Here is a 22533-nt window from a genome sequence, read left to right on the forward strand (position 1 = left end):
GGGGCCGGACCCGATGAGCACCCGACCGGCGTCCGACGGGAGGGGCGGTGTCCTCGACGCCGCCCCTCCCGTCGTGCTCGCCGTCGACCTCGGTCCCGGGGTGCGCGCCGGGTTCACGACGCGCACGGGTGGTGTCTCGCCGGAGCCGTGGGACTCGCTCAACCTCGGCCTGAACGTGACCGACTACGCGGCGCGCGTCCGGAGCAACCGTGCGCGCGCCGGCGCGTGGCTCGGGGCACCGGTCGCCTTCGCGTCCCAGGTGCACGGCACGCACGTCGTGCGGCTGGACTCCCCGCTCCGGGGCGCGGACGGTGCGCCCGTCGACTCCGTGGGCGAGGCCGACGCGATCGTCGCGACCGCACCGGGCGTCGGGCTCGGCGTGCTCGTGGCCGACTGCGTGCCCGTGCTCCTCGCGGACGCCGACGCGGGTGTCGTCGGGGTGGCGCACGCCGGACGGCGCGGGCTCGCGCACGGCGTCGTCCCGACGGTCCTCGAGGCGATGCGCGCGGCGGGCGCGCGGGTCGGGAACGTCCGGGCCGCCGTCGGGCCGAGCGCGTGCGGGCGGTGCTACGAGGTTCCCGCGACGATGCGCGACGACGTCGCTCTCGCCCGGCCGGCCACGCGGTCCACGACGTCGTGGGGCACCCCCGCGCTCGACCTGCCGGCGGGCGTGGTGGCCGACCTCGTCGCCGCGGGGGTCGAGGACGTCGTGCACGTCGACGCGTGCACGATCGAGGACTCGCGGTTCTTCTCGCACCGGCGCGCGGCGCGCGGCGGGACGACGACCGGTCGCTTCGCCGGGCTCGTGACGCTCGACGCCCCGTGACGTCCCCCGTTCTCGACCTCCGGGTGAGGTTGAGGACGACGGGCGTGTCGTCCCCTGATCGTCCGACGCCCTCGGTTAGCGTGAACGCACCGGTCCGACGGCCGGTGGACCGACGGATCGATCGAGGACGGAGCAAGGCCCATGGCGGGAGCGCTGCGCAAGACCATGCTGTATCTGGGCCTCGCTGATGATCGCGGCGAGGACGAGCAGGACGAGTACGTCGACGAGCTCGACGAGACGGGGGCGGACGTGTCGCACGACTACCAGGCCCAGGTGACGCCGCTGCACCGCGCGCTCGGACCGCGCGAGGTGCCGCAGACGAGCATGTCGGCCGCAGAGCTGCGCAGGATCACGACGGTGCACCCGCGGTCGTACAACGACGCGCGCGTGATCGGGGAGGCGTTCCGCGGCGGCACGCCCGTGATCATGAACCTGTCGGACATGGACGACGCGGACGCGAAGCGCCTGGTCGACTTCTCCGCCGGCCTCATCTTCGGGCTCCACGGTGCCATCGAGCGCGTCACGAACAAGGTGTTCCTGCTCTCGCCCGAGCACGTGGAGATCACCGGCGAGGAGCAGGCCGCGCCGCCGGCCCCCGGCCGCGCCGGGTTCTACAACCAGAGCTGACGACGTGCGGGGCGCGCAGCGCCCGCCCAGCACGCGCCCGCGCACGACAGACGGAGGGACGGACGTGACGACACGTCCGTCCCTCCGCTGCTGTCCGACCCCGCGGCAGGCGTGTCCCGTGCCCGGTCGCGGCGCGCGCGTCTGGCACAGTTGACCCGTGATCTGGGACCTCATCACAGGGATCGTCGGATTCCTGCTCTGGCTCTACCTGCTGCTGCTCATCGGTCGGCTCGTGTTCGACTGGGTGCAGTTCTTCGCGCGCGACTGGCGGCCCCGAGGCGTCATGCTCGTGGTCGCCGAGGTGATCTACTCGGCGACGGACCCGCCGCTGCGCGCGCTGCGCCGTCTCGTCCCGCCGCTCTCGCTGGGGCAGGTGCGCCTCGACCTGGCGTTCATCATCCTCTTCTTCGCGGTGACGATCGCCGCGCAGATCGTGTCGTCGCTCTGAGACGCACGTCACGTGCCCGGGGCGCGCGCCCCGTCGGTCGTGGTTCGCTACGTCCGGTTCGCCCCGACCGCGACCGCCCCGACGCCGGACCGTCACGTCATCCACACGGGCGCGCGGCGCGCGAACGCGCGGCCGCTCCCGACCCCCACGGGCAATCTCCGCTACTTTGGACTCTGGTGATCGCGAGGTCGCCCGGACCGACACGCAAACGCTATGAGGTGAACCGATGGCACTGCTCACTGCAGAGGACATCCTGAACAAGAAGTTCTCGGCGACGAAGTTCCGCGAGGGATACGACGTCGAAGAGGTCGACGACTTCTTGGACGAGGTGGTGAGGACCCTCAACTCCGTGCAGGAGGAGAACGAGGACCTCAAGTCGAAGCTCGCTGCCGCGGAGCGTCGTATCGCCGAGCTCAGCAGGGCCGACGCGTCCAGCGCTGCGGTGCAGCCCGCCGTGGTCGAGGCGCCCAAGGCGCCCGAGCCGGAGCCCGCCCCGGTGGCGCCGATCTCGCAGGCCGTCGTCGCGAAGAACGGCGCGGAGCCCGAGTCGGCGACCGGCATGCTCCAGCTCGCCCAGAAGCTGCACGACGACTACGTGCGCTCGGGCCAGGAGGAGGGTGACCGGCTCATCGCGGAGGCGAAGGAGGAGGGCACGCGCATCGTGCGCGAGGCCGAGGAGACCTCGCACCGCACGCTGTCGCAGCTCGAGCAGGAGCGCTCGCTCCTCGAGCGCAAGATCGACGAGCTGCGCATCTTCGAGCGCGACTACCGCACGCGCCTCAAGAGCTACCTGCAGAACCTGCTGGGCGACCTCGACAACCGGGGCAGCGCCCTCCCGCCGCGCAGCAACGTCGGCGGGGCGAGCCGGACGAGCGACCTCGCTCCCGGCATCTAGCACCTGCGTCGACCGTCCGGCAGCGGCCGGTACGCCCTCGCACCTGCGTCTTTCCGCCTCGGCGGCTCGGCGTGGTGTGTTGTGCGTACCGGCCGCTGCGTCTACTCTCGCGTGACTCGAACTTGGAGGGGCGACATGACCAAGCTCACCACCGCGGCCCGCACGGCCGTGCGCGACCGATTCCCGAACCTCGCGAAGGACGTCAAGTCCTTCCCCGTGCGCGACGGGGAGGAGCCCTGGACCCTGCGGGAGGCCGAGGAGCTCGCCTCCGAGCTCCTCTCGGAGAAGGAGCGCCTGGAGGGGGAGCTGGCCTCTGCCGACGAGGAGCTCTCCAATCTCCTGCGCCACTCCGGGGACGGGGCGGGGGACGACCAGGCGGACTCGGGCTCGAGCGCCCTGGAGCGGGAGCAGGAGCTGACGCTCGTCAACAACGTGCGCGACCTTCTCGCGCAGACGTCGCACGCCCTCGACCGCATCGCGGCGGGCACGTACGCGACCTGCGAGGAGACCGGGCTGCCGATCGGCAAGGCGCGCCTCCAGGCGTTCCCCCGGGCCAACCTCTCGGTCGAGGCCAAGCAGCGCGCCGAGCGGCGCTGAGCACCGCTCGCGCGACCGGCGGGGCCGGGACCCGCGCAGAGGTCCGGCCCGACGTGGCAGACTTGCCGCCGATGTCCACCTCCGCGCGCCCCGAGCCCACCGAACCCGCCGCCGCCGCCGCCGGCACCGATCCCGGCGGCGCGCCCGTCGCCGAGGCCGGTACCGAGACCGGCGCCGTGCCGGGTACCGAGGCCGGCACCGCCGCCCGGGGTCCGCGGCGCGTCCTCGTGGTCTGGACCGTCGTCCTCGCCGTCCTCGTCCTGGCTCTCGACCAGCTCACCAAGTGGTGGGCCGAGTCGAGCCTCACGCTCGGCGACGACACGATCCCGCTCCTGGGGTCGCTCCTCGGACTTCGGCTCATCTACAACCCCGGCGCGGCACTCTCCATCGCGACCGGGATGACCTGGCTCCTGACGATCGTCGTCGTGGCCGTGGTGGTCGTCATCGTGCGCATGGTGAGCAGGATCGGTTCTCGCGCGTGGGCCGTCGCGCTCGGGCTGCTGCTCGGCGGGGCGCTCGGGAACCTCGTCGACCGGTTCTTCCGCGAGCCCGGGTTCGCGCGTGGCCACGTGGTCGACTTCATCGCCTACGCGAACTGGTTCGTGGGCAACGTCGCGGACATCGCGATCGTCGCCGCGGCGGTGATGATCGCCGTGCTGTCGGTCCTCGGGATCGGGCTCGACGGGACGCGCCACGGTAGCGACGAGAAGCCCGAGGCCCAGGCCTCGGACGACGCGCCCGAGGTCCCCGCCGTCGGGGTCCAGGCTGACACGGACCCCGAGCCGGCGGCCGAGCCCGGCCCGGCGACGCTGCGCGCCGAGGGCGAGGAGGAGCGGTGAGCCTCCGGTCGCTCCCGGTCCCGGACGGCCTCGCCGGCGAGCGGGTCGACGCCGGTCTGTCCCGCCTCCTCGGCCTCTCCCGGACGCGCGCGGCGGAGCTCGCGGCGGGTGGCGCCGTCCGCCTCGACGGCCGGGAGGTCGGCAAGTCCGACCGGCTCGTGCCGGGGGCGTGGCTCGAGGTCGACGTGCCCGACGCCGCACCGGCGGCGGTCGAGGTCGTCGCCGAGCCCGTGCCGGGCATGGGCATCGTCTACGACGACGACGACGTCGTGGTGGTCGACAAGCCCGTCGGCGTCGCGGCGCACCCGTCGCCGGGCTGGACGGGACCGACCGTGGTCGGCGCGCTCGCCGCGGCCGGCTATCGGATCTCCACCTCCGGCGCGGCCGAGCGCCAGGGCATCGTGCACCGCCTCGACGTCGGGACCTCGGGCCTCATGGTCGTCGCGAAGAGCGAGGTCGCATACACGGCTCTCAAGCGCGCCTTCAAGGAGCGCACGGTCGAGAAGGTGTACCACGCGCTCGTCCAGGGACACCCCGAGCCGACCACCGGGACGATCGACGCGCCCATCGGGCGCCACCCCAGCGCCGACTGGAAGTTCGCGGTCACCGCGGAGGGCAAGCCGTCGGTCACGCACTACGAGGTCCTGGAGATGCTGCCCGCCGCGTCGCTCGTCGAGGTGCACCTCGAGACGGGGCGCACGCACCAGATCCGCGTGCACTTCTCCGCGCTGCGCCACCCGTGCGTCGGCGACCTCACCTACGGCGCCGACCCGGTGCTCACCTCCCGCGTGGCCCTGACCCGGCAGTGGCTCCACGCCGTGCGCCTCGGGTTCGAGCACCCGACGACGGGGCAGTGGCTGGAGCTGACGAGCGAGTACCCGGAGGACCTCGCGCACGCGCTCGAGGTCCTGCGCGGGGCGTACGCGTGAGCGACGACGTCCCCGGCGCGGGCGCGCGCCGGCTCGTCGTCGAGCGCGTGGTCGACGACGCCGGGCTGGCCGCCGCGCACGCGCTGCGGCTCGCCGTGTTCGTCGACGAGCAGGGCGTGCCCGTCGAGGAGGAGATCGACGACCTCGACACCGCGGCGACGACGACCCACGTCCTCGTCCGTGACCGCGCGCAGGGCGGCGACGTCGTCGGCACGGGCCGCCTGCTCACGGACCCGGCGCACCCGGGCGAGGTGCACGTCGGCCGGGTCGCGGTGTCCGCGTCCGCGCGGGGTACCGGCGCGGGTGCCGCGGTGATGCGCGCGCTGGAGGAGATCGCGCTGGCCGATCACGCGGCGTCGGGCACCGACGGGCGGCGCGTCGTGAGCGTCCTGCTCTCCGCCCAGGTCCAGGCGATCGGCTTCTACGAGCGGCTCGGGTACACCGTCTCCGGTCCCGTCTATCTCGACGCGGGGATCGACCACCGCGACGCCGCGAAGACCCTCACGACCGACGCCTGACGCGTTCGCGGACGCGGACGGGGAGCCGTCTCCGGGTCGGCGACGACGGCTGTGCGACGTGGCACACCGGAGGGCGCCGAGGGTGCCCGGGGGCGTGGGTGCCGCGACTTAGGATCGGTACATGCCGACCGCCACAGAGGACTTCGTCCACCTCCACGTCCACACCGAGTACTCGATGCTGGACGGTGCGGCGCGGATCGGGGACCTGTTCGACGAGGTCGAGCGGCTCGGCCAGAAGGCGATCGCGACGACCGACCACGGGTACGTCTTCGGGGCGTTCGAGTTCTGGTCGCGCGCGCAGGCCAAGGGCATCAAGCCGATCATCGGCGTCGAGGCGTACATCACGCCGGGGACCAGCCGGTTCGACCAGACGCGCGTGCGGTTCGGTCAGCAGGGGCAGGAGTCCGACGACGTCTCGGCGCGCGGCGCGTACACGCACATGACGCTCCTCGCCAAGGACAACGAGGGCCTGCACAACCTGTTCCGGGCGTCGTCGCTGGCGTCGCTGGACGGCCAGATGGGCAAGTGGCCCCGCATGGACCGGGACCTGCTCCAGACCTACGGCAAGGGCCTGATCGCGACGAGCGGCTGCCCGTCGGGGGAGATCCAGACCCGCCTGCGGCTCGGCCAGTGGGACGAGGCCGTGCGGACCGCGGGCGAGCTGCAGGACGTGTTCGGGCGCGAGAACTTCTACGTCGAGCTCATGGACCATGGTCTCGACATCGAGACCCGGGTCACCCAGGACCTGCTGCGCCTCGCGGAGACGATCGGCGCGCGGCTCGTCGCGACGAACGACCTGCACTACGTGCGCGAGGACGACGCGTCGAGCCAGGAGGCCCTGCTCGCGATCAACTCGGGCTCCACGCTCGACGACCCGGACCGGTTCAAGTTCGACGGGACCGGCTACTACGTGAAGTCGGCGGCGGAGATGCGGCGCGTGTTCGCGGAGCTGCCCGAGGCGTGCGACAACACGCTGCTCATCGCCGAGCAGTGCGAGGTGTCGTTCGACACGAAGGCGAACTACATGCCGCGCTTCCCCGTCCCCGACGGCGAGGACGAGACGAGCTGGTTCGTCAAGGAGATCGAGCGCGGGCTGCACCGGCGGTACCCGGCCGGGATCCCGGACGCGTCGCGCAAGCAGGCGCAGTACGAGACCGAGGTCATCATCCAGATGGGCTTCCCGGGGTACTTCCTCGTGGTCGCCGACTTCATCAACTGGGCCAAGGAGCAGGGGATCCGCGTCGGTCCGGGCCGTGGCTCGGCCGCCGGGTCGATGGCCTCCTACCTCATGGGCATCACGGAGCTCGACCCGCTCGAGCACGGCCTGATCTTCGAGCGGTTCCTCAACCCCGAGCGCGTGTCGATGCCCGACGTCGACGTCGACTTCGACGAGCGTCGGCGCGGGGAGGTCATCCGGTACGTCACGGAGAAGTACGGGGACGACCGCGTCGCCCAGATCGTCACCTACGGCACGATCAAGGCGAAGCAGGCCCTGAAGGACTCGGCACGCCTGCTGGGCTTCCCCTTCGCCATGGGGGAGAAGCTCACCAAGGCGATGCCCCCCGCCGTCATGGGCAAGGACATCCCGCTGTCCGGGATCTTCGACCCGAAGCACGAGCGCTATCCCGAGGCCGCGGAGTTCCGCCAGCTCCACGACACGGACCCCGAGGCGCAGCGCGTCGTCGAGCTCGCGCGCGGCATCGAGGGCCTGAAGCGGCAGTGGGGCGTGCACGCCGCGGGCGTCATCATGTCGAGCGACCCGCTCATCGACATCATCCCGATCATGCGCCGCCCCCAGGACGGGGCGGTCATCACCCAGTTCGACTACCCGACGTCCGAGGGCCTCGGGCTCATCAAGATGGACTTCCTCGGGCTGCGCAACCTGACGATCCTCGACGACGCGCTCGAGAACATCGAGATGAACGGCAAGGACCCGATCGAGATCGAGTCGCTGACGCTCGACGACAAGGCGTCCTACGACCTGCTCGCGCGCGGTGACACGCTGGGTGTGTTCCAGCTCGACGGCGGGCCGATGCGCGCGCTGCTGCGCCAGATGAAGCCGGACAAGTTCGACGACCTCTCGGCCGTCATCGCGCTGTACCGCCCGGGCCCCATGGGCATGAACTCGCACACGAACTACGCGCTGCGCAAGAACGGCCTGCAGAAGATCGAGCCGATCCACCCGGAGCTCGAGCAGCCGCTCGCGGAGATCCTGGACGAGACCTACGGGCTCATCGTCTACCAGGAGCAGGTGCAGCGTGCCGCGCAGATCCTCGCCGGGTACTCGCTCGGCCAGGCCGACCTGCTGCGGCGTGCGATGGGCAAGAAGAAGAAGGAGATCCTCGACAAGGAGTTCGTGCCCTTCCAGGCGGGCTGCCGCGAGCGCGGGTACTCCGACGGCGCGATCCAGGCCGTGTGGGACACGCTCGTCCCGTTCGCGGGCTACGCGTTCAACAAGGCGCACTCGGCGGGCTACGGCCTCGTCGCGTACTGGACGGCGTTCCTCAAGGCGAACTACCCGACCGAGTACATGGCGGCGCTCCTGCAGAGCGTGCGGGACGACAAGGACAAGCTCGCCCTGTACCTCAACGAGTGCCGGCGCATGCACATCACGGTGCTGCCGCCCGACGTGAACGACTCGGCGGCGAAGTTCACGGCCGTGGGCAACGACATCCGCTTCGGGCTCACGGGGGTGCGCAACGTCGGCGCCAACGTCGTCGACGCGATCATCCGCACGCGCGAGGAGAAGGGCGCGTTCACGTCGTTCACCGACTTCCTCGACAAGGTGCCGGCCGTCGTCTGCAACAAGCGCACCATCGAGTCGCTCATCAAGGCGGGCGCGTTCGACTCCCTCGGTCACCCGCGGCGCGCGCTGCTCGTCGTGCACGAGCAGGCGGTCGACTCGGTCATCAGCGTCAAGCGCAAGGAGGCCGAGGGGCAGTTCGACCTGTTCGCCGACTTCGGTGGCGACGCGGAGGACGGCATGTCGTTCTCGGTCGACGTGCCCGACCTCCCGGACTGGGACAAGAAGCAGCGGCTCGCGTTCGAGCGCGAGATGCTCGGTCTCTACGTGTCCGACCACCCGCTCTCGGGGTTGGAGCACGTGCTCACGCGGGCCGCGGATACCGGCATCGCGAACCTGCTCGCCGACGAGGGCCGGCCGGACGGGTCGACGGTGGTGATCGCGGGCCTGGTCACCTCGCTGCAGCGCAAGATGAGCAAGAACGGCAACCCGTGGGCGGCGGTGACCATCGAGGACCTCGAGGGCGCCGTGGAGGTCATGTTCTTCGGCGAGACGTACCTCGCCTACTCGACGATCCTCGCCGAGGACCAGGTGGTCGTGCTGCGGGGGCGCGTGCGCCGTCGCGACGACACGATGCAGCTCCAGGCCATGGAGGTGTCGCTGCCCGACATCACCGTGGGGGCGGAGTCGCCGCTCGCCGTGAAGGTGTCCCACACGCGCTGCGTGGAGCCGATCATCGTCCGTCTGCGCGAGGTGCTCGCGACGCATCCCGGCTCGGCCGAGGTCCACGTCCAGGTGCTCGAGCCCGGGAAGACCACGGTCGTGCGTGCCGGCGACGGGCTGCGCGTCGAGAAGTCGCCGGCGCTGTTCGGCGACCTCAAGGCGCTGCTCGGGCCGTCGTGCCTGGTCGGCTGACGCGGATGACGGAGGAGGCCGTCGTCGGCGCCGCCCGGGCGTCGTGGGACGACGGCTCGGCGTCGCACCGGTTCCGGGTCGTGCCCGCGGCGTACGTGCTGCTGCGCCGCGGCGACCAGGTGCTGCTCCAGCTCCGGCAGGGCACCGGCTACCGGGACGGGTTCTGGGCCGCGGCGGCGGCCGGGCACGTCGAGCCCGGGGAGTCGGTCGTGGCGGCGGCGGTGCGCGAGGCACGCGAGGAGCTCGGCGTGGCGATCCGACCCGCCGCTCTTCAGCCCCTCACCGTGCTGCACCGCGGCGAACCCGGCGGCCCGGCGCTCGAGCAACGTGTCGACTTCTTCTTCACGGCCACGGAGTGGGTCGGCGAGGCCGCGCTCCTGGAGCGGGACAAGGCGGCCGACCTGCGATGGTTCGGCCTCGACGACCTGCCGGACCCCGTCGTCCCGCACGAGCTGCACGTCCTGCGGGCACTCCTTGCCGGCGCCGTGCCGCCGATCATGACCTTCGGGTTCGACGCCTGACACCGGGCGACCGGTCGCACACGCACCGGGCGTCCGGTGACCGGGCGCCCGCGGCGCCCGGCGACGGAACCCGTAGGCTCGACGCCGTGATCCGCCTCAACCCCGAACAGCTCGTCTTCGTCACCGAGCGCCACCTGGCGACGCTCACCACGCTGCGCGCCGACGGCACGCCGCACGTCGTCCCCGTCGCCTTCACGTGGGACGCCGACGCGGGCGTGCTGCGCATCACGACCAACCGTGCCTCGGTCAAGGCCCGCAACGCGCGCCTCCCGGGAGCGGACGGCGGCGCACCGAGAGCCGCGGTGTGCCAGGTCGAGGGCGGCCGGTGGATCACGCTCGAGGGCACGATCGAGGTCGTCGAGGACGCGGACGAGGTCGCGGACGCCGTCGTGCGGTACGGCCGTCGCTACCGGGCGCTCTCGCCGAACCCCGAGCGCGTCGTGCTCCGGCTCACGCCCGACAAGGTCATGGCCTCGACCTACATGGCCTGACGGCCCGCTCAGGCGACGGTCGCGCTCTCGGTCCCCTGAGGGTGGTCGACCGAGATGACGTCGCCGCGGTGCAGCTGGCGGCCACGGCGCGTGTCGACCTCGCCGTTGACGCGGACCTCGCCCTCCGTGACGAGCTCGCGCGCCTCCGCGCCGGACTCGGCGAGGCCGGCGAGCTTGAGGAACTGCCCGAGGCGGATGACGTCGTCGGAGATCTCGACCGGGCGGGCGTCGTGAGGGGCGTTCATGCCGCCCATTCTCCCTGCCCGCGCCGGGTGGGCGCGACGCGGCGTGCTGCGGCCCGCGCGGCGCGACCGGTGGGCGAAACGCCTCGTCGCGGGGTCCCGCGGGCTCCTAGACTCGACCCATGATCACCCGCATCGATCTTCGAGGACGTTCCCTGTCCGCCCGCGAGCTCGTCGAGACCCTGCCGCGCGCAGAGCTCGGCGTCGAGGACGCGGCGCATCGGGTCGCCCCGATCATCGAGGCGGTTCGCGCCCGCGGTGCCGACGCGCTGCGCGAGTACGCCGAGCGGTTCGACGGCGTGCGGCCCGAGCACCTGCGCGTCCCCGGCGACGCGCTCGCCGACGCCCTCGCGCGGCTCGACCCGGACGTCCGGGCGGGCCTGGAGGAGGCGATCCGTCGGGTCCGGCTCGTGCACGCCGCCCAGCGCCCGCAGGACTTCACCGTCGAGATCGGGCCCGGTGCGCAGGTCCGCCAGCGCTGGGTGCCGGTGCGCCGCGTCGGGCTCTACGCGCCCGGCGGGCTCGCGGTCTACCCGTCGTCCGTGGTGATGAACGTCGTTGCGGCCCAGGAGGCCGGCGTCCGCAGCCTCGCGGTCGCGTCGCCGCCCCAGAAGGAGAACGGCGGCCTGCCGCACCCGACGATCCTGGCGGCGTGCGCGCTGCTCGGGGTCGACGAGGTCTACGCGGTGGGCGGCGCACAGGCCGTGGCGATGTTCGCGTACGGTGCGGCGGGCAGCGAGCCGCAGGACGGGGACGTGCTGTGCGAGCCGGTCGACGTCGTGACCGGACCGGGGAACGTCTACGTCGCTGCCGCGAAGCGGCTCGTCCGCGGCGTCGTCGGGATCGACGCCGAGGCTGGTCCCACGGAGATCGCGATCCTCGCGGACGGCACCGCCGACCCGGGGCACGTCGCGGCCGACCTCATCAGCCAGGCGGAGCACGACCCGCTGGCGGCGGCCGTCCTCGTCACGCCGTCCGTCGAGCTCGCCGCCGCGGTCGAGGCCCGCCTCGCGGACCTCGTGTCGGCCACGAAGCACGCCGCGCGCGTCGCGCAGGCGCTCGCCGGTCCGCAGTCCGCGATCGTGCTCGTCGACGGCCTCGAGCACGGGTTGCAGGTGGTCGACGCCTATGGCGCGGAGCACCTCGAGATCCAGGCGGACGGAGCGGCCGAGCTCGCGGAGCGCGTCACGAGCGCGGGCGCGATCTTCGTCGGCCCCTGGTCGCCCGTCTCGCTCGGCGACTACATGGCCGGCTCGAACCACGTCCTCCCGACCGGCGGCTGCGCGCACTTCTCGAGCGGCCTCGGGGTGCACAGCTACGTCAAGGCGGTCCAGGTCGTCGAGTACGACCGCGACGCCCTCGAGGAGCTCGCGGACCGGATCGTCGCCGTCGCGAACGACGAGGACCTCCCGGCTCACGGCGAGGCGGTGCGGGCGCGGTTCCGGTGACGGGCGCGCGCGAGGACCGTGCGCCGGTGCGGCGTGCGGTCCCGCGCGACGCCGACGACCTCGTCGCTCTGCGCGTCCACCTCATGCGCGCGATGGGCGAGGCGGACGCCGAGGACGGCCTCTGGCAGCACCGGGCCAGGGAGTGGTTCGCCCGGATGCTCGGCTCGGACGACGTCGTGGCCTTCGTCGTCGACGGACCGGGCCAGGTCGAGGCGTGCGCGCTCGTCGAGCTGCACCGGTCGGTGCCGTCCGCGCGGAACCCGCACGGCACGACGGCGCACCTGTCGAACGTCTGCACGGTGCCCGGCGCGCGGGGGCAGGGCTTCGCGCGCGCATGCGTCCTCGCGGCCCTCGACTGGGCGCGCGCGAGCGGCGCCGACTCGGTCTCCCTGCACGCCACGGCCGACGGCGAGTCGCTGTACCGCTCGCTGGGCTTCGTCGACACGACCTACACGGAGCTCCGCCTGCGGTGGTGACGCGCTCCCCGCCGCCTCAGCGCACGCCGAGGACGAACGGGTGCGCCGCCGCCGCGCCGGCCTGCCGCAGCAGGCGCGCCGCGACGGTGAGCGTCCACCCCGACTCGGTGTAGTCGTCGACGAGGAGCACGCGTCGCCCGGCCAACCCGGCGCGGGCGGCGTCCGACAGCTCGAGCTGCAGGCGCCCGGCGACGCCCGCGAGACGCGTCGCGGAGTTCACGTCGTGCCGCCCCGGTTCCTCGCGCCCCGGGACGGGACCGACGGCGCCGATGAGCGGCTTGCCGAGGTAGCTCGCGAGCCCGTTCGCGAGGTGGAAGGTGAGGCGCGGGCGGGTCGCGGAACGCACCGCGACGACACCGTCGACGAGCAGCCGCCGCTCCGGTGCGGTCGCCGAAGCGTCCTCGCCGGCGTCCAGCTCGGTCTGCGCGGCGGCCTCGTACAGCTCCGCCCACTCGTCGAGCACCCGGGCGGCCGCGCGCCGGAGCGCGACGGGCGTGTCGCCGTCGGGCGTCGCGGGGGCGAAGAGCTCGCGCAGCGGGGCGGACCAGCCGAGCCCGTCGAGCCGCGCGACGGCGCGCCCGGTCTCCGCGAGCTCGTCGGGGCCGAGCCGACCGCGCAGGTCCAGCCCCAGGCGGTCCATACCGCTCGGCCACTGGCGGCGTGCGACGACCTCGACGCCGGGCCGGTCCATGTCGGCGCGCGCGGCGGCGACGGCCTCCGCGTCAGGGAGCGCGGGCAGCGTCACGCCGCCGCACGTGTCGCAGCGCCCGCAGCGCCACCCGTCCTCGAGCTCCGGGTCGTCGAGCGCGGCACGGAGGAACGCCATGCGGCACCCGTCCGTCGCCTCGTAGTCGAGCATCGCCTGCTGCTCGGCCGAGCGCGTGGCGTCGACGCGCTCGTACCGCTCCGCGTCGTACGACCACGGCCGCCCCGTGGCCTCCCAGCCGCCCTTGACGCGCCGGACCGCGCCGTCGACGTCGAGCACCTTGAGCATGCCCTCGAGGCGCGAGCGCTTGAGGTCGACCTGCGTCTCGAGCTGCGCGACCGACTGGGTCCCGCCCGTGCTCAGCGCGTCGAGCGTCGTGCGGACCTGCGCCTGCGGCGGGAACGCGGTCGAGGCGAACCACTCCCAGATGCGCCGGTCCTCCTCGCCGGGCAGCAGCACGACGACCGCGGAGTCCACGCCACGGCCCGCGCGCCCGACCTGCTGGTAGTAGGCGATGGGCGAGCTCGGCGCGCCGAGGTGCACGACGAACGCGAGGTCGGGCTTGTCGAACCCCATCCCGAGCGCCGAGGTGGCGACGAGCGCCTTGACCCGGTTCTCCTTGAGGTCCTCCTCCAGCCGCTCACGCTCGGCCGGGTCGGTCTGACCCGTGTACGAGGCGACGGCGAGCCCCGCCGCGCGGAGCTGGCTCGCGACCTGCTCGGCCGCGGAGACGGTGAGGCAGTAGACGATGCCCGACCCGTCGACGTCCTGGAGCGCCTCGACGAGCCACGCCACGCGCGTCGGCTGGTCGGGCAGGCGCAGGACGGCGAGGTGCAGGGACTCGCGGTCCAGCCCGCCGCGCAGCACGAGCACGTCCTCGTGGCCCGCCTCACCGGCTCCGGGGACAGCACCGGACGCGTGCGCCGCGGTGACGCCGAGCTGCTCCGCGACGTCCGCGGTCACGCGCGCGTTCGCGGTCGCCGTCGTCGCGAGCACGGGGATGCCCGGCGGCAGGTCGGCGAGGAGCGTGCGGATGCGCCGGTAGTCGGGACGGAAGTCGTGGCCCCAGTCCGAGATGCAGTGCGCCTCGTCGATGACGACGAGTCCGGCGTCGGCGGCGAGACGCGGGAGCACCTCGTCACGGAAGCCGGGGTTGTTGAGCCGTTCGGGCGAGCACAGCAGCACGTCGACCTCGCCGGCCGCGATCGCGCGGTGCACGTCGTCCCACTCGGTGACGTTCGCGGAGTTGATGGTCACGGCCTTGATGCCGGCCCGGGCCGCGGCCGAGATCTGGTCGCGCATGAGCGCGAGGAGCGGGGAGACGATGACCGTGGGCCCGGCGCCGCGGTCGCGCAGCAGGCGCGTGGCGACGAAGTACACCGCGGACTTGCCCCACCCGGTGCGCTGCACGACGAGCGCCCGCCGACGGAACGCCACGAGGGCCTCGATCGCGCGCCACTGGTCCTCGCGCAGCGTCGCGTCGTCGCGCCCCACGAGCGCGCGCAGCGCGGTCTCGGCGTCCTCGCGCAGCGACTGCCCGTCGAGCAGGCCGCGCAGCATGGCGAGCTTGGCCCGCTTGGCGGCCTCCCCGCCGTCGGGCACGGGTGTGGGTGCGGCGGTGCCGCCCGCGGCCTCCTCGCGCGGCTCCGGTGTCGCGTCCGGTCCGGGCTCCGACGGCGCGGCCCCCGCCCAGGGGTCGCCGTACGGGTCGGCGGGCTCGTCGAGCGGCGGTGCGTCGGCCGGGTCGAAGGGCAGGTCGGCGTACGGGTCGGTGGGGCTCACCCGCACGATCGTAGGCGCACCCGCCGACCCTCGGGTCGTCGTGCACAGGCCGCGGCCCACGGACCCCGGGGCGGGGTCGCAGGCCGCGAGAGGCGAGGGCGCCGTGCGTCAGGAGCGCATGTCCATGACCACGCGCCCGTCGATCTTGCCCTCCTCCATCTCGGAGAAGATCGCGTTGATGTCGTCGAGCGGGCGCACCGTGTACGTCGGGCTGATCTTCCCGCGGGCGAAGAAGTCGAGCGCCTCCGCCATGTCCTTGCGCGTCCCGACGATCGACCCGCGGACGGTCAGCCCGAAGAGCACGGTCGTGAAGATGTCGAGGGGGAACTTCTCCGGCGGCAGCCCGACGAGCGAGACCGTGCCGCCGCGGCGCAGCGCACCCACGGCCTGGGGGAAGGCGTGCGCGTTGACGGCGGTCACGAGCGCGCCGTGGACGCCGCCGCCCGTCTGCTCCTGGATCTCGGCCGCGGCGTCGGGCGACGTGGCGGCGTTGACCGTGACCTCCGCGCCGTGCTTGCGGGCCAGGGCCAGCTTCTCGTCGTCCACGTCCACCGCGGCGACGCGGCGGCCCATCGCGACCGCGTACTGCACCGCGATGTGCCCGAGGCCGCCGATCCCGGAGATCAGCACCCACTCACCGGGCCGCGTGTCCGTCACCTTGAGCCCCTTGTAGACGGTGACGCCGGCGCACAGGATCGGGCCGACGGCGGAGAGGCCGACCCCGTCCGGGACCACTGGGCAGTAGCGCGAGTCGACGAGCATGTACTGGCCGAACGAGCCGTCGACCGAGTAGCCGCCGTTCTTCTGGTTCGGGCACAGGGTCTCCCAGCCCGTCTCGCAGTACTCGCACTCGCCGCACGCGCTCCACAGCCAGGCGTTCCCGACCGTGTCCCCGACCTTAACGCGCGTCACCTGGTCGCCGACCGCGACGACCGTGCCGACGCCCTCGTGGCCCGGGACGAACGGGGGAGCGGGCTTGACCGGCCAGTCGCCGTGCGCGGCGTGCAGGTCGGTGTGGCACACGCCGGTGTAGTCGACCTTGACGAGGGCCTCGTGCGCTCCGGGGGTGGGGACCTCGACCTCGTCGACGCTCAGCGGGTCGGCGAAGGAGTGGACGACGGCGGCACGCATGGTGGGCATGACGATCACCTCGGTTGCTCGGGGAGAGTGGCGGCCGGACCGTGCCGGCGGTCCTGCCTCGTCCTCGACGCTACGCGCGCCGGGGAGGGTCGGCGCGGTGAGCGGCGGTATCGACGACTCAGGGCCGTGCGGCTCGTGACCTTCGCCTCTCCACGACGAGGGCGAGCGTCCCGGCGACCACGACGACCCACTCGCTCACGGCGGCGAGCACCTGCTGCGTCCCGCCCACGGTCTCGTTCACGCCGAAGAAGCCCACGGTCGTCGACAGGTAGAACGCGGCGAGGGTCAGCGCCCCGAAGCCGACCGCGCCGAGGAGCGGGAGCCAGTGCCGCCACACGAGCACCAGGAGCCCCAGGACGAGCCCGGCGACCGCGTTGAGCGCGAAGAGCGGGCCGACCACGTCGATGTCGCGGTAGCCCTCGACGAACAGGACGAGGTGCACGTCGGCGGAGAGCAGCAGCCCGGCGGCGGTCAGCCCGCGCAGGACCCATGCGCCGAGCGCGCGGCCCTCCCGCACGGGCGGGGTCGGCGTCCCCGTGGTCATGGACATCGTCGTCTCCTCCGCTCTGGCGCGGTCGGGGCGCGGGCTCGCGCACCCCGGTGCTTCAATGGAACCGCCGACGGCGGCCTCGCGCGCGCCGGGCGACCAGGACGGGTCGAGGGCTCGTCCGTCCACGCACCGCGCAAGGAGGCCGGACATGGACGCACCGCACCCCGCGGTACCCGCCGAGGACGCCCCGCGCTCCGACCCTGTCCCGCGCGGCCCGCTCGGGGCGACGCCCACGCGGCGCGTCGTCCTTGCCGGGTCGGGCGCGGGCGCCGCGCTCTCCCTGCTCGCGGCGTGCGGCGGCGGCGAGCCGTCGGGGTCGACGGACGGGGGCACGAGCGGTGCCGACGGCTCCGGGGGCGGCGAGGCCGTCGTCGGGCCCGGGCAGGCGCTCGCGAGCGTCGACGACGTCCCGGTCGGCGGGGCGCTCGCGGTCACCGTCGACGGCGCGCCGCTGCTCGTCACGCAGCCCGAGGAAGGGACGTTCGCGGCCTTCAGCGCGATCTGCACCCACCAGGGGTGCACGGTCGCGCCCGGGGACGGCGAGCTCCTGTGCCCGTGCCACGCGTCCCGCTACGACCTCGCGACCGGTGCCGTGCTCGGTGGGCCGGCGCCGTCGCCCCTGCCCGAGGTGCCCGTGACCGTCGACGGCGGCGAGGTCACCTCGGCCTGAGCGGCGGCCGGCCCCGCACGGTCCGGGTGTGGCGTGAGGTGCCGCTGCCCGCGTGCCGGACGTCACGGACGTCGGTGCGCGCACGGTTCGTAGACTGTCCGGGTGACCCCACCCTCCGTCGCGGGACGGCCCCTGCTCCCGCTGCGCCCCGAGCTCGCCGGCGTCGAGCCGTACGGCGCGCCCCAGCTCGACGTCCCGGTCCTGCTCAACGTCAACGAGAACCCGCACGCGCCGAGCGAGGCCGTCGTCGCGACGATCACGCAGGCCGTGCGCGACGCCGCCGCCGGCCTCAACCGCTACCCCGACCGCGACTTCCTCGGGCTGCGCGCCGACCTCGCGGCGTACCTCGGCACGGAGTCCGGCGTCGTGCTCGAGGCCGAGCAGCTCTGGGCCGCCAACGGGTCGAACGAGATCATGCTCCACGTGCTCCAGGCGTTCGGCGGCCCGGGACGCACCGCCGTCTCCTTCGCGCCCACGTACTCGATGTACCCGGAGTACGCGCGCGACACCCACACGACGTGGGTCGTCGGGCGTCGGGCCGAGGACTTCACGCTCGACCCCGAGCACGCGCGCGACGTGATCGCGCGCGAGCAGCCGTCCGTCGTCCTGCTCGCGAGCCCCAACAACCCGACCGGGACGGCGCTGCCCGCCGCGACCGTCGAGGCGGTGTGCGAGGCGGCGCTCGCGGTGCGCGTCCCGCTGCCCGACGGGCGCGAGGCGCCGGCGGTCGTCGTCGTGGACGAGGCGTACGGGGAGTTCCGCCGTGCCGGCACACCCTCGGCGCTCGAGCTGCTCGACCGGTACCCGAACCTCGCCGTGACGCGCACGATGTCCAAGGCGTTCGCGCTCGCGGGCGCCCGGGTGGGCTACCTCGCGGCGTCGCGCGAGCTCGTCGACGCGCTCCGGGTCGTCCGGCTCCCGTACCACCTGTCGGCCGTGACCCAGGCGGTCGCCCGCGCGGCCCTCTCGCACTCGGCGGAGCTGCTCGCGCAGGTCTCGGCGCTGCGCGAGCGCCGCGACGAGACCGTCGCGTGGCTGCGCTCGCTCCGGCACCCGGACGGGCGCGCGCTCGCGGTCGCGGAGTCCGACGCGAACTTCGTCCTGTTCGGCACGTTCGACGACCGCCACGCGGTCTGGGCGGGCCTGTTGGAGCGGGGCGTGCTCATCCGGGAGACTGGTCCCGACGGCTGGCTGCGGGTGTCGATCGGCACCGGCGAGGAGATGCGGGCCTTCCGACAGGCCCTCGTGGAGGTGGCAGGACTGTGAAGCGCACCGCGCGCATCGAGCGCGCGACGTCCGAGTCGAGCGTGCTCGTGGAGCTCGACCTCGACGGCACAGGACGGACGGAGATCTCGACGACCGTCCCGTTCTACGACCACATGCTCACGGCGCTGGGCAAGCACTCGCTCATCGACCTCAAGGTCGTCGCGACGGGCGACACGCACATCGACGCGCACCACACCGTCGAGGACGTGGCGATCACGATCGGCGAGGCGCTGCGCGTCGCGCTCGGGGACAAGGTCGGCATCGGCCGCTTCGGCGACGCGACCGTGCCCCTCGACGAGGCGCTCGCGCTCGCCGTCGTGGACGTGTCCGGGCGCCCCTACCTGGTGCACTCGGGCGAGCCGGAGGGCCAGGAGTACCACCTCATCGGCGGCCACTTCACGGGGTCGCTCACGCGCCACGTGCTCGAGTCGATCGCGCACCACGCGGGCATCTGCATCCACGTGCGCGTCCTCGCGGGCCGCGACCCGCACCACATCGTCGAGGCGCAGTTCAAGGCGCTCGCCCGGGCGCTGCGCGCCGCGGTCGCGCCGGACCCGCGCGTCGAGGGCGTCCCGTCCACCAAGGGGGCCCTGTGAGCACTCACGACGACGACGCGCTGGACGGCGTCGAGATCCCGGACGACCTCTCGTCCCTGACAGGACCGGCGCGGCCGGACCTCGTCGCGCTCATCACGCAGATCGCCGGGGCCGAGCCGCTCGCCGCGGCGTGCTCGCTCGCGCAGGTCGAGGCCGACGTCGTGCCGACCGACGTGGGCGCCGTCGCGGTGCTGCGTGACACGGCCGGCGACGCGCCCGCGCACGCCGCCGCCGCGCTGACCACCCTGGTCAAGGGCGTGCCGCTCGTGCTCGTCGTGCGCAGCGGCGAGCAGCTCACCATGACGCGCTGGGCCGACGGCGCGGCGGGCGACCAGCTCGCCCCGGGCCTCGTGCTCGGCGGCGCGCCCGAGGCGCTCGAGGACCTGCTCACCGGCACGACGACGCTCGCCGACCTGGACGGCGTCGTCGCGAGCTCGTCCATCTCGCGCTGGAAGGCGATGCGGCTGCTCACGTCCGCCGCACGTCGGGCCCGGAAGGACGGCGCATGAGCGAGGCAGGACCCGGCGGGACGTCGGGCGGGCGCCGCCCGTCCGTCGTCGTGCTCGACTACGGGTTCGGCAACGTCCGCTCGGCCGTCCGCGCGCTCGAGCGCGTCGGCGCGGACGTCGAGCTCACCGCGGACCGGGGCGCGGCCCAGGACGCCGACGGGCTCGTCGTCCCCGGCGTCGGCGCGTTCGCCGCGGTCATGGCGGGCCTGCGCGGGGTCCGCGGCGACGAGATCGTCGGACGGCGGCTCGCCGGCGGGCGGCCCGTGCTGGGCATCTGCGTGGGCATGCAGGTCATGTTCGACCGCGGCGACGAGCACGGCACCGTGACCGACGGCCTGGGGGAGTGGGCCGGGCTCGTCGACCGCCTGGAGGCGGAGATCGTGCCCCACATGGGCTGGGACACGGTCGACGTGCCCACGGGCAGCGTGCTGTTCCGCGGGGTCGAGGACGAGCGCTTCTACTTCGTCCACTCCTACGCCGCCCGGACCTTCACGACGGGACAGGACCTGCCCGCGGACTCGCCGGTCCGGCGCCCGCTCGTCACGTGGTCCGACCACGGCGGGCGGTTCGTCGCCGCCGTGGAGAACGGGCCGCTGTCCGCCACGCAGTTCCACCCCGAGAAGTCCGGCGACGCGGGCGCGACCCTGCTCGAGAACTGGGTCCGCTCGCTCTGACCGACCGCGCGCCCGGTGCACATCGCCCGGCGCGCACCACCCGGCGCGACAGCGACGCGCCACCGACACCGATGGAGAACCCCGTGACCGACCGCCTCGTGCTGCTCCCCGCCGTCGACGTCGCCGACGGCCAGGCCGTCCGCCTCGTCCAGGGCGAGGCCGGCTCCGAGACCTCGTACGGCGACCCGCTCGCCGCCGCGCTCGACTGGCAGTCGGGCGGTGCGGAGTGGATCCACCTCGTGGACCTCGACGCCGCGTTCGGCCGCGGCTCCAACGCGGAGCTGCTCGCCGACGTCGTCGCGCGCCTCGACGTCCAGGTCGAGCTCTCCGGCGGGATCCGCGACGACGCGTCGCTCGAGCGTGCGCTCGCCACGGGCGCGCGCCGCGTCAACCTCGGCACCGCGGCGCTCGAGAACCCCGAGTGGACGGCGAAGGTCATCGCCGAGCACGGCGACGCGATCGCCGTCGGCCTCGACGTGCGCGGCACCACGCTCGCCGCGCGCGGGTGGACGCAGGAGGGCGGCGACCTGTGGGAGGTCCTCGACCGCCTCGAGGCCGCCGGGTGCGCGCGCTACGTCGTCACGGACGTGACCAAGGACGGCACGCTGCGCGGGCCGAACATCGACCTCCTGCGCGACGTCGCGGCGCGCACGGAGGCGCCGGTCGTCGCGTCGGGCGGCATCTCCAGCCTCGCCGACCTCGAGGCGCTGCGCGCGCTCGTCCCCGCGGGCGTCGAGGGCGCGATCGTGGGCAAGGCCCTCTACGCGGGCGCGTTCACGCTGCCCCAGGCGCTCGACGTCGCGGGCCGGCCGTGACGACGGGCCCGGACCCCGCGGGGAAGGCGCTGCCGCCGTCCTCCGGCTTCGCGGGCGACGACGGGTCGGCCGACCCGGCGCTGTCCGCGCTGCTCGCCGCCTACGCCGCGGGCTCGGCCCTGCTGGCCGACGTCGTCGCGCGGCTCGGCGAGACGCGCGTCCTCGTCCCGATCCTGGCCGAGCTCGAGAGCGCGGGCGAGGGAGAGCACGGGCACACCGTCGACAAGGAGGCCTCGGCAGGCGTCGTCGCGATCGAGGCGCCCGACGGGCGCCGTGCGCTCCCGGTGTTCACCTCCGTCGCGGCGATGGCGGCGTGGCGCGCGAGCGCGCGGCCCGTCCCCGTGGACGCGCGCCGCGCGGCGCTGTCCGCCGTGAGCGAGGACTGGTCGCTGCTCGTCCTCGACCCGGGCGGCCCCGTGACCGCGCTCGTGCCGCGCCCGGCCGTGTGGGCGCTCGCCCAGGGCAAGGACTGGTCGCCGGCGGTCGTCGACGACGCGGTGGACCCCGAGGTGCTGGCCGCGGTCCAGGCTGCGCTCGCCGGGATCCCGCACGTCGCGCGGGCGTGGGCGGAGCCCGGGCGGCGCGCGGAGGTCGCCGTCGTGCTGCGCATCGACGCCGGGCTGGACCGGGCGGGCCTCGACGCCGTGCTCGGGCAGGTCAACGGCGCGCTCGCGAACGACGCCGTCGTGTCCGAGCGCGTGGACGGCCTCGAGCTGCGGGTCGGCCGGGCGGACTGACCCCCGCGGGTCAGCGACGACGCAGGCGGCTCAGGCCCCACGCGAGCGCGGCCGAGAACGCGACGACGGCGCCGAGGGCCTGCCCGCCGAGGATCACGCGGTTGAGGTCGAGCGCGGGCTGCCAGCGCACGCCCGCGTCGTCGACGACGTAGACGCCCTTGGCGACGACACGGACCCCGAAGCCGCCCCCGCCCCCCGAGCCCTCCCCGCCCGCCTCGCCGCCGGCGTTGCCGGACCCGGGGTCGGACGACGCGCCCGTGCTCGGTGTCGCGGCCTCCTCGCCCTCCGCGGGCGCGGACGCGGCCCCGATGCGGCGACGCCAGTCGGCAGCCCCCTTGCCGGACAGCTCTCCCGCGCCGGAGCCCCAGCCCGAGCCGGTGCCGCCCCAGACGGTCGCGACGGGGATGACGAGCGTGCCGTCGCGCTCGTAGGACTCTCCGAAGACGCGACGCACGGTGAGCGTGTCGCGTGCTGCGTGGGTGATGTGCGCCGGGTCGACCGGGGACGTGTCCGAGCTCGCGTGTGTGCTCATGGCAGGAAGGGTAGACCTGCGCTCCCGGGTGCGCGCGGGGT

Annotated in this window: 25 protein-coding genes; 20 read left to right on the forward strand and 5 right to left on the reverse strand. The window is 74.0% G+C overall.

All coding sequences use genetic code 11. The annotated features are described in order from the left end of the window. Positions 1-13 precede the first annotated feature (13 nt). The 11 genes from pgeF (at position 14) to NF338_RS15135 (ending at position 10349) form a co-directional block, all read left to right on the forward strand. Positions 14-826 (forward strand): peptidoglycan editing factor PgeF, encoded by an 813-nt coding sequence (gene pgeF / locus NF338_RS15085; RefSeq protein ID WP_264031528.1) that lies wholly within the window; start codon positions 14-16, stop codon positions 824-826. A gap of 141 nt (positions 827-967) precedes the next feature. Beyond that, entirely contained in the window at positions 968-1453 is a 486-nt protein-coding gene (locus NF338_RS15090; protein WP_087471818.1) for a cell division protein SepF, read from the forward strand. 157 nt (positions 1454-1610) lie between these two features. Further along, complete coding sequence (locus NF338_RS15095; protein ID WP_264031529.1) at positions 1611-1901, forward strand: YggT family protein; 291 nt, start codon at positions 1611-1613, stop codon at positions 1899-1901. A 226-nt stretch (positions 1902-2127) separates the two neighbouring features. After that, complete coding sequence (locus NF338_RS15100; RefSeq protein ID WP_047233999.1) at positions 2128-2796, forward strand: DivIVA domain-containing protein; 669 nt, start codon at positions 2128-2130, stop codon at positions 2794-2796. A gap of 135 nt (positions 2797-2931) precedes the next feature. Further along, on the forward strand, positions 2932-3393 hold the full coding sequence (locus tag NF338_RS15105) for a TraR/DksA family transcriptional regulator (protein ID WP_087471820.1): 462 nt from the start codon (positions 2932-2934) through the stop codon (positions 3391-3393). A 71-nt stretch (positions 3394-3464) separates the two neighbouring features. Continuing rightward, entirely contained in the window at positions 3465-4232 is a 768-nt protein-coding gene (locus tag NF338_RS15110; RefSeq protein ID WP_264031530.1) for a signal peptidase II, read from the forward strand. Next, the gene (locus NF338_RS15115; RefSeq protein WP_264031531.1) at positions 4229-5161 is read left to right on the forward strand and encodes an RluA family pseudouridine synthase; all 933 of its coding nucleotides are present in this window, start codon (positions 4229-4231) and stop codon (positions 5159-5161) included. The genes NF338_RS15110 and NF338_RS15115 overlap by 4 nt, the downstream gene beginning before the upstream one ends. Beyond that, positions 5158-5679: a GNAT family N-acetyltransferase gene (locus tag NF338_RS15120; protein ID WP_264031532.1), complete on the forward strand. Its 522-nt coding sequence runs from the start codon at positions 5158-5160 to the stop codon at positions 5677-5679. Before NF338_RS15115 ends, NF338_RS15120 begins: the two co-directional genes overlap by 4 nt. Before the next feature lie 121 nt (positions 5680-5800). After that, on the forward strand, positions 5801-9337 hold the full coding sequence (gene dnaE / locus NF338_RS15125) for a DNA polymerase III subunit alpha (protein WP_264031533.1): 3537 nt from the start codon (positions 5801-5803) through the stop codon (positions 9335-9337). A 5-nt stretch (positions 9338-9342) separates the two neighbouring features. Further along, on the forward strand, positions 9343-9858 hold the full coding sequence (locus NF338_RS15130) for an NUDIX hydrolase (protein ID WP_264031535.1): 516 nt from the start codon (positions 9343-9345) through the stop codon (positions 9856-9858). Positions 9859-9944: 86 nt separating this feature from the next. After that, positions 9945-10349 carry a pyridoxamine 5'-phosphate oxidase family protein gene (locus tag NF338_RS15135; RefSeq protein WP_264031536.1) on the forward strand — a complete coding sequence of 135 codons (405 nt, stop codon included), beginning with the start codon at positions 9945-9947 and terminating at the stop codon, positions 10347-10349. A gap of 8 nt (positions 10350-10357) precedes the next feature. Here NF338_RS15135 and NF338_RS15140 read toward each other — a convergent pair whose 3' ends face one another. Further along, positions 10358-10594, reverse strand: coding sequence for an RNA-binding S4 domain-containing protein (locus NF338_RS15140; protein WP_412846968.1), 237 nt, complete (start codon positions 10592-10594; stop codon positions 10358-10360). Between the two features lie 119 nt (positions 10595-10713). Here NF338_RS15140 and hisD point away from each other — a divergent pair, with 119 nt between their 5' ends. Both hisD and NF338_RS15150 read left to right on the forward strand, forming a co-directional pair. Then, entirely contained in the window at positions 10714-12039 is a 1326-nt protein-coding gene (gene hisD, locus NF338_RS15145) for a histidinol dehydrogenase (RefSeq protein WP_264031539.1), read from the forward strand. Positions 12040-12065: 26 nt separating this feature from the next. Beyond that, on the forward strand, positions 12066-12515 hold the full coding sequence (locus NF338_RS15150; RefSeq protein ID WP_264031540.1) for a GNAT family N-acetyltransferase: 450 nt from the start codon (positions 12066-12068) through the stop codon (positions 12513-12515). Positions 12516-12531: 16 nt separating this feature from the next. On the opposite strand, the gene NF338_RS15155 is transcribed toward NF338_RS15150, so the two are convergent. The 3 genes from NF338_RS15155 to NF338_RS15165 all read right to left on the reverse strand — a co-directional run bounded on the left by NF338_RS15155 (position 12532) and on the right by NF338_RS15165 (position 16693). Next, positions 12532-14781, reverse strand: a complete 2250-nt coding sequence (locus tag NF338_RS15155; protein WP_264031580.1) for a RecQ family ATP-dependent DNA helicase — start codon at positions 14779-14781, stop codon at positions 12532-12534. A gap of 330 nt (positions 14782-15111) precedes the next feature. Further along, complete coding sequence (gene adhP / locus NF338_RS15160) at positions 15112-16143, reverse strand: alcohol dehydrogenase AdhP (protein WP_264031541.1); 1032 nt, start codon at positions 16141-16143, stop codon at positions 15112-15114. 118 nt (positions 16144-16261) lie between these two features. Further along, complete coding sequence (locus tag NF338_RS15165) at positions 16262-16693, reverse strand: hypothetical protein (RefSeq protein ID WP_264031542.1); 432 nt, start codon at positions 16691-16693, stop codon at positions 16262-16264. A gap of 148 nt (positions 16694-16841) precedes the next feature. On the opposite strand from NF338_RS15165, the gene NF338_RS15170 reads away from it, so the two are divergent. The 7 genes from NF338_RS15170 to NF338_RS15200 all read left to right on the forward strand — a co-directional run bounded on the left by NF338_RS15170 (position 16842) and on the right by NF338_RS15200 (position 21960). Next, entirely contained in the window at positions 16842-17363 is a 522-nt protein-coding gene (locus NF338_RS15170; RefSeq protein ID WP_264031543.1) for a Rieske (2Fe-2S) protein, read from the forward strand. 102 nt (positions 17364-17465) lie between these two features. After that, entirely contained in the window at positions 17466-18629 is a 1164-nt protein-coding gene (locus NF338_RS15175; RefSeq protein WP_264031544.1) for a histidinol-phosphate transaminase, read from the forward strand. Next, complete coding sequence (hisB, locus tag NF338_RS15180) at positions 18626-19225, forward strand: imidazoleglycerol-phosphate dehydratase HisB (protein WP_021482124.1); 600 nt, start codon at positions 18626-18628, stop codon at positions 19223-19225. The genes NF338_RS15175 and hisB overlap by 4 nt, the downstream gene beginning before the upstream one ends. Further along, a complete protein-coding gene (locus tag NF338_RS15185) occupies positions 19222-19734 on the forward strand; it encodes a hypothetical protein (RefSeq protein ID WP_264031545.1) in 513 nt (170 codons plus the stop codon). The genes hisB and NF338_RS15185 overlap by 4 nt, the downstream gene beginning before the upstream one ends. Then, complete coding sequence (gene hisH, locus NF338_RS15190) at positions 19731-20408, forward strand: imidazole glycerol phosphate synthase subunit HisH (RefSeq protein WP_264031546.1); 678 nt, start codon at positions 19731-19733, stop codon at positions 20406-20408. The genes NF338_RS15185 and hisH overlap by 4 nt, the downstream gene beginning before the upstream one ends. Before the next feature lie 83 nt (positions 20409-20491). Then, entirely contained in the window at positions 20492-21223 is a 732-nt protein-coding gene (gene priA, locus NF338_RS15195; RefSeq protein WP_087472915.1) for a bifunctional 1-(5-phosphoribosyl)-5-((5-phosphoribosylamino)methylideneamino)imidazole-4-carboxamide isomerase/phosphoribosylanthranilate isomerase PriA, read from the forward strand. Continuing rightward, positions 21220-21960 (forward strand): SseB family protein, encoded by a 741-nt coding sequence (locus NF338_RS15200; protein ID WP_264031547.1) that lies wholly within the window; start codon positions 21220-21222, stop codon positions 21958-21960. The genes priA and NF338_RS15200 overlap by 4 nt, the downstream gene beginning before the upstream one ends. Positions 21961-21970: 10 nt before the next feature. Here the strand turns inward: NF338_RS15200 and NF338_RS15205 are convergent, their stop codons facing one another. Continuing rightward, complete coding sequence (locus NF338_RS15205; protein WP_253051393.1) at positions 21971-22492, reverse strand: hypothetical protein; 522 nt, start codon at positions 22490-22492, stop codon at positions 21971-21973. Positions 22493-22533 lie beyond the last annotated feature (41 nt).

The sequence above is a fragment of the Cellulosimicrobium sp. SH8 genome, from assembly GCF_025818875.1.
Taxonomy (GTDB): domain Bacteria; phylum Actinomycetota; class Actinomycetes; order Actinomycetales; family Cellulomonadaceae; genus Cellulosimicrobium; species Cellulosimicrobium cellulans_D.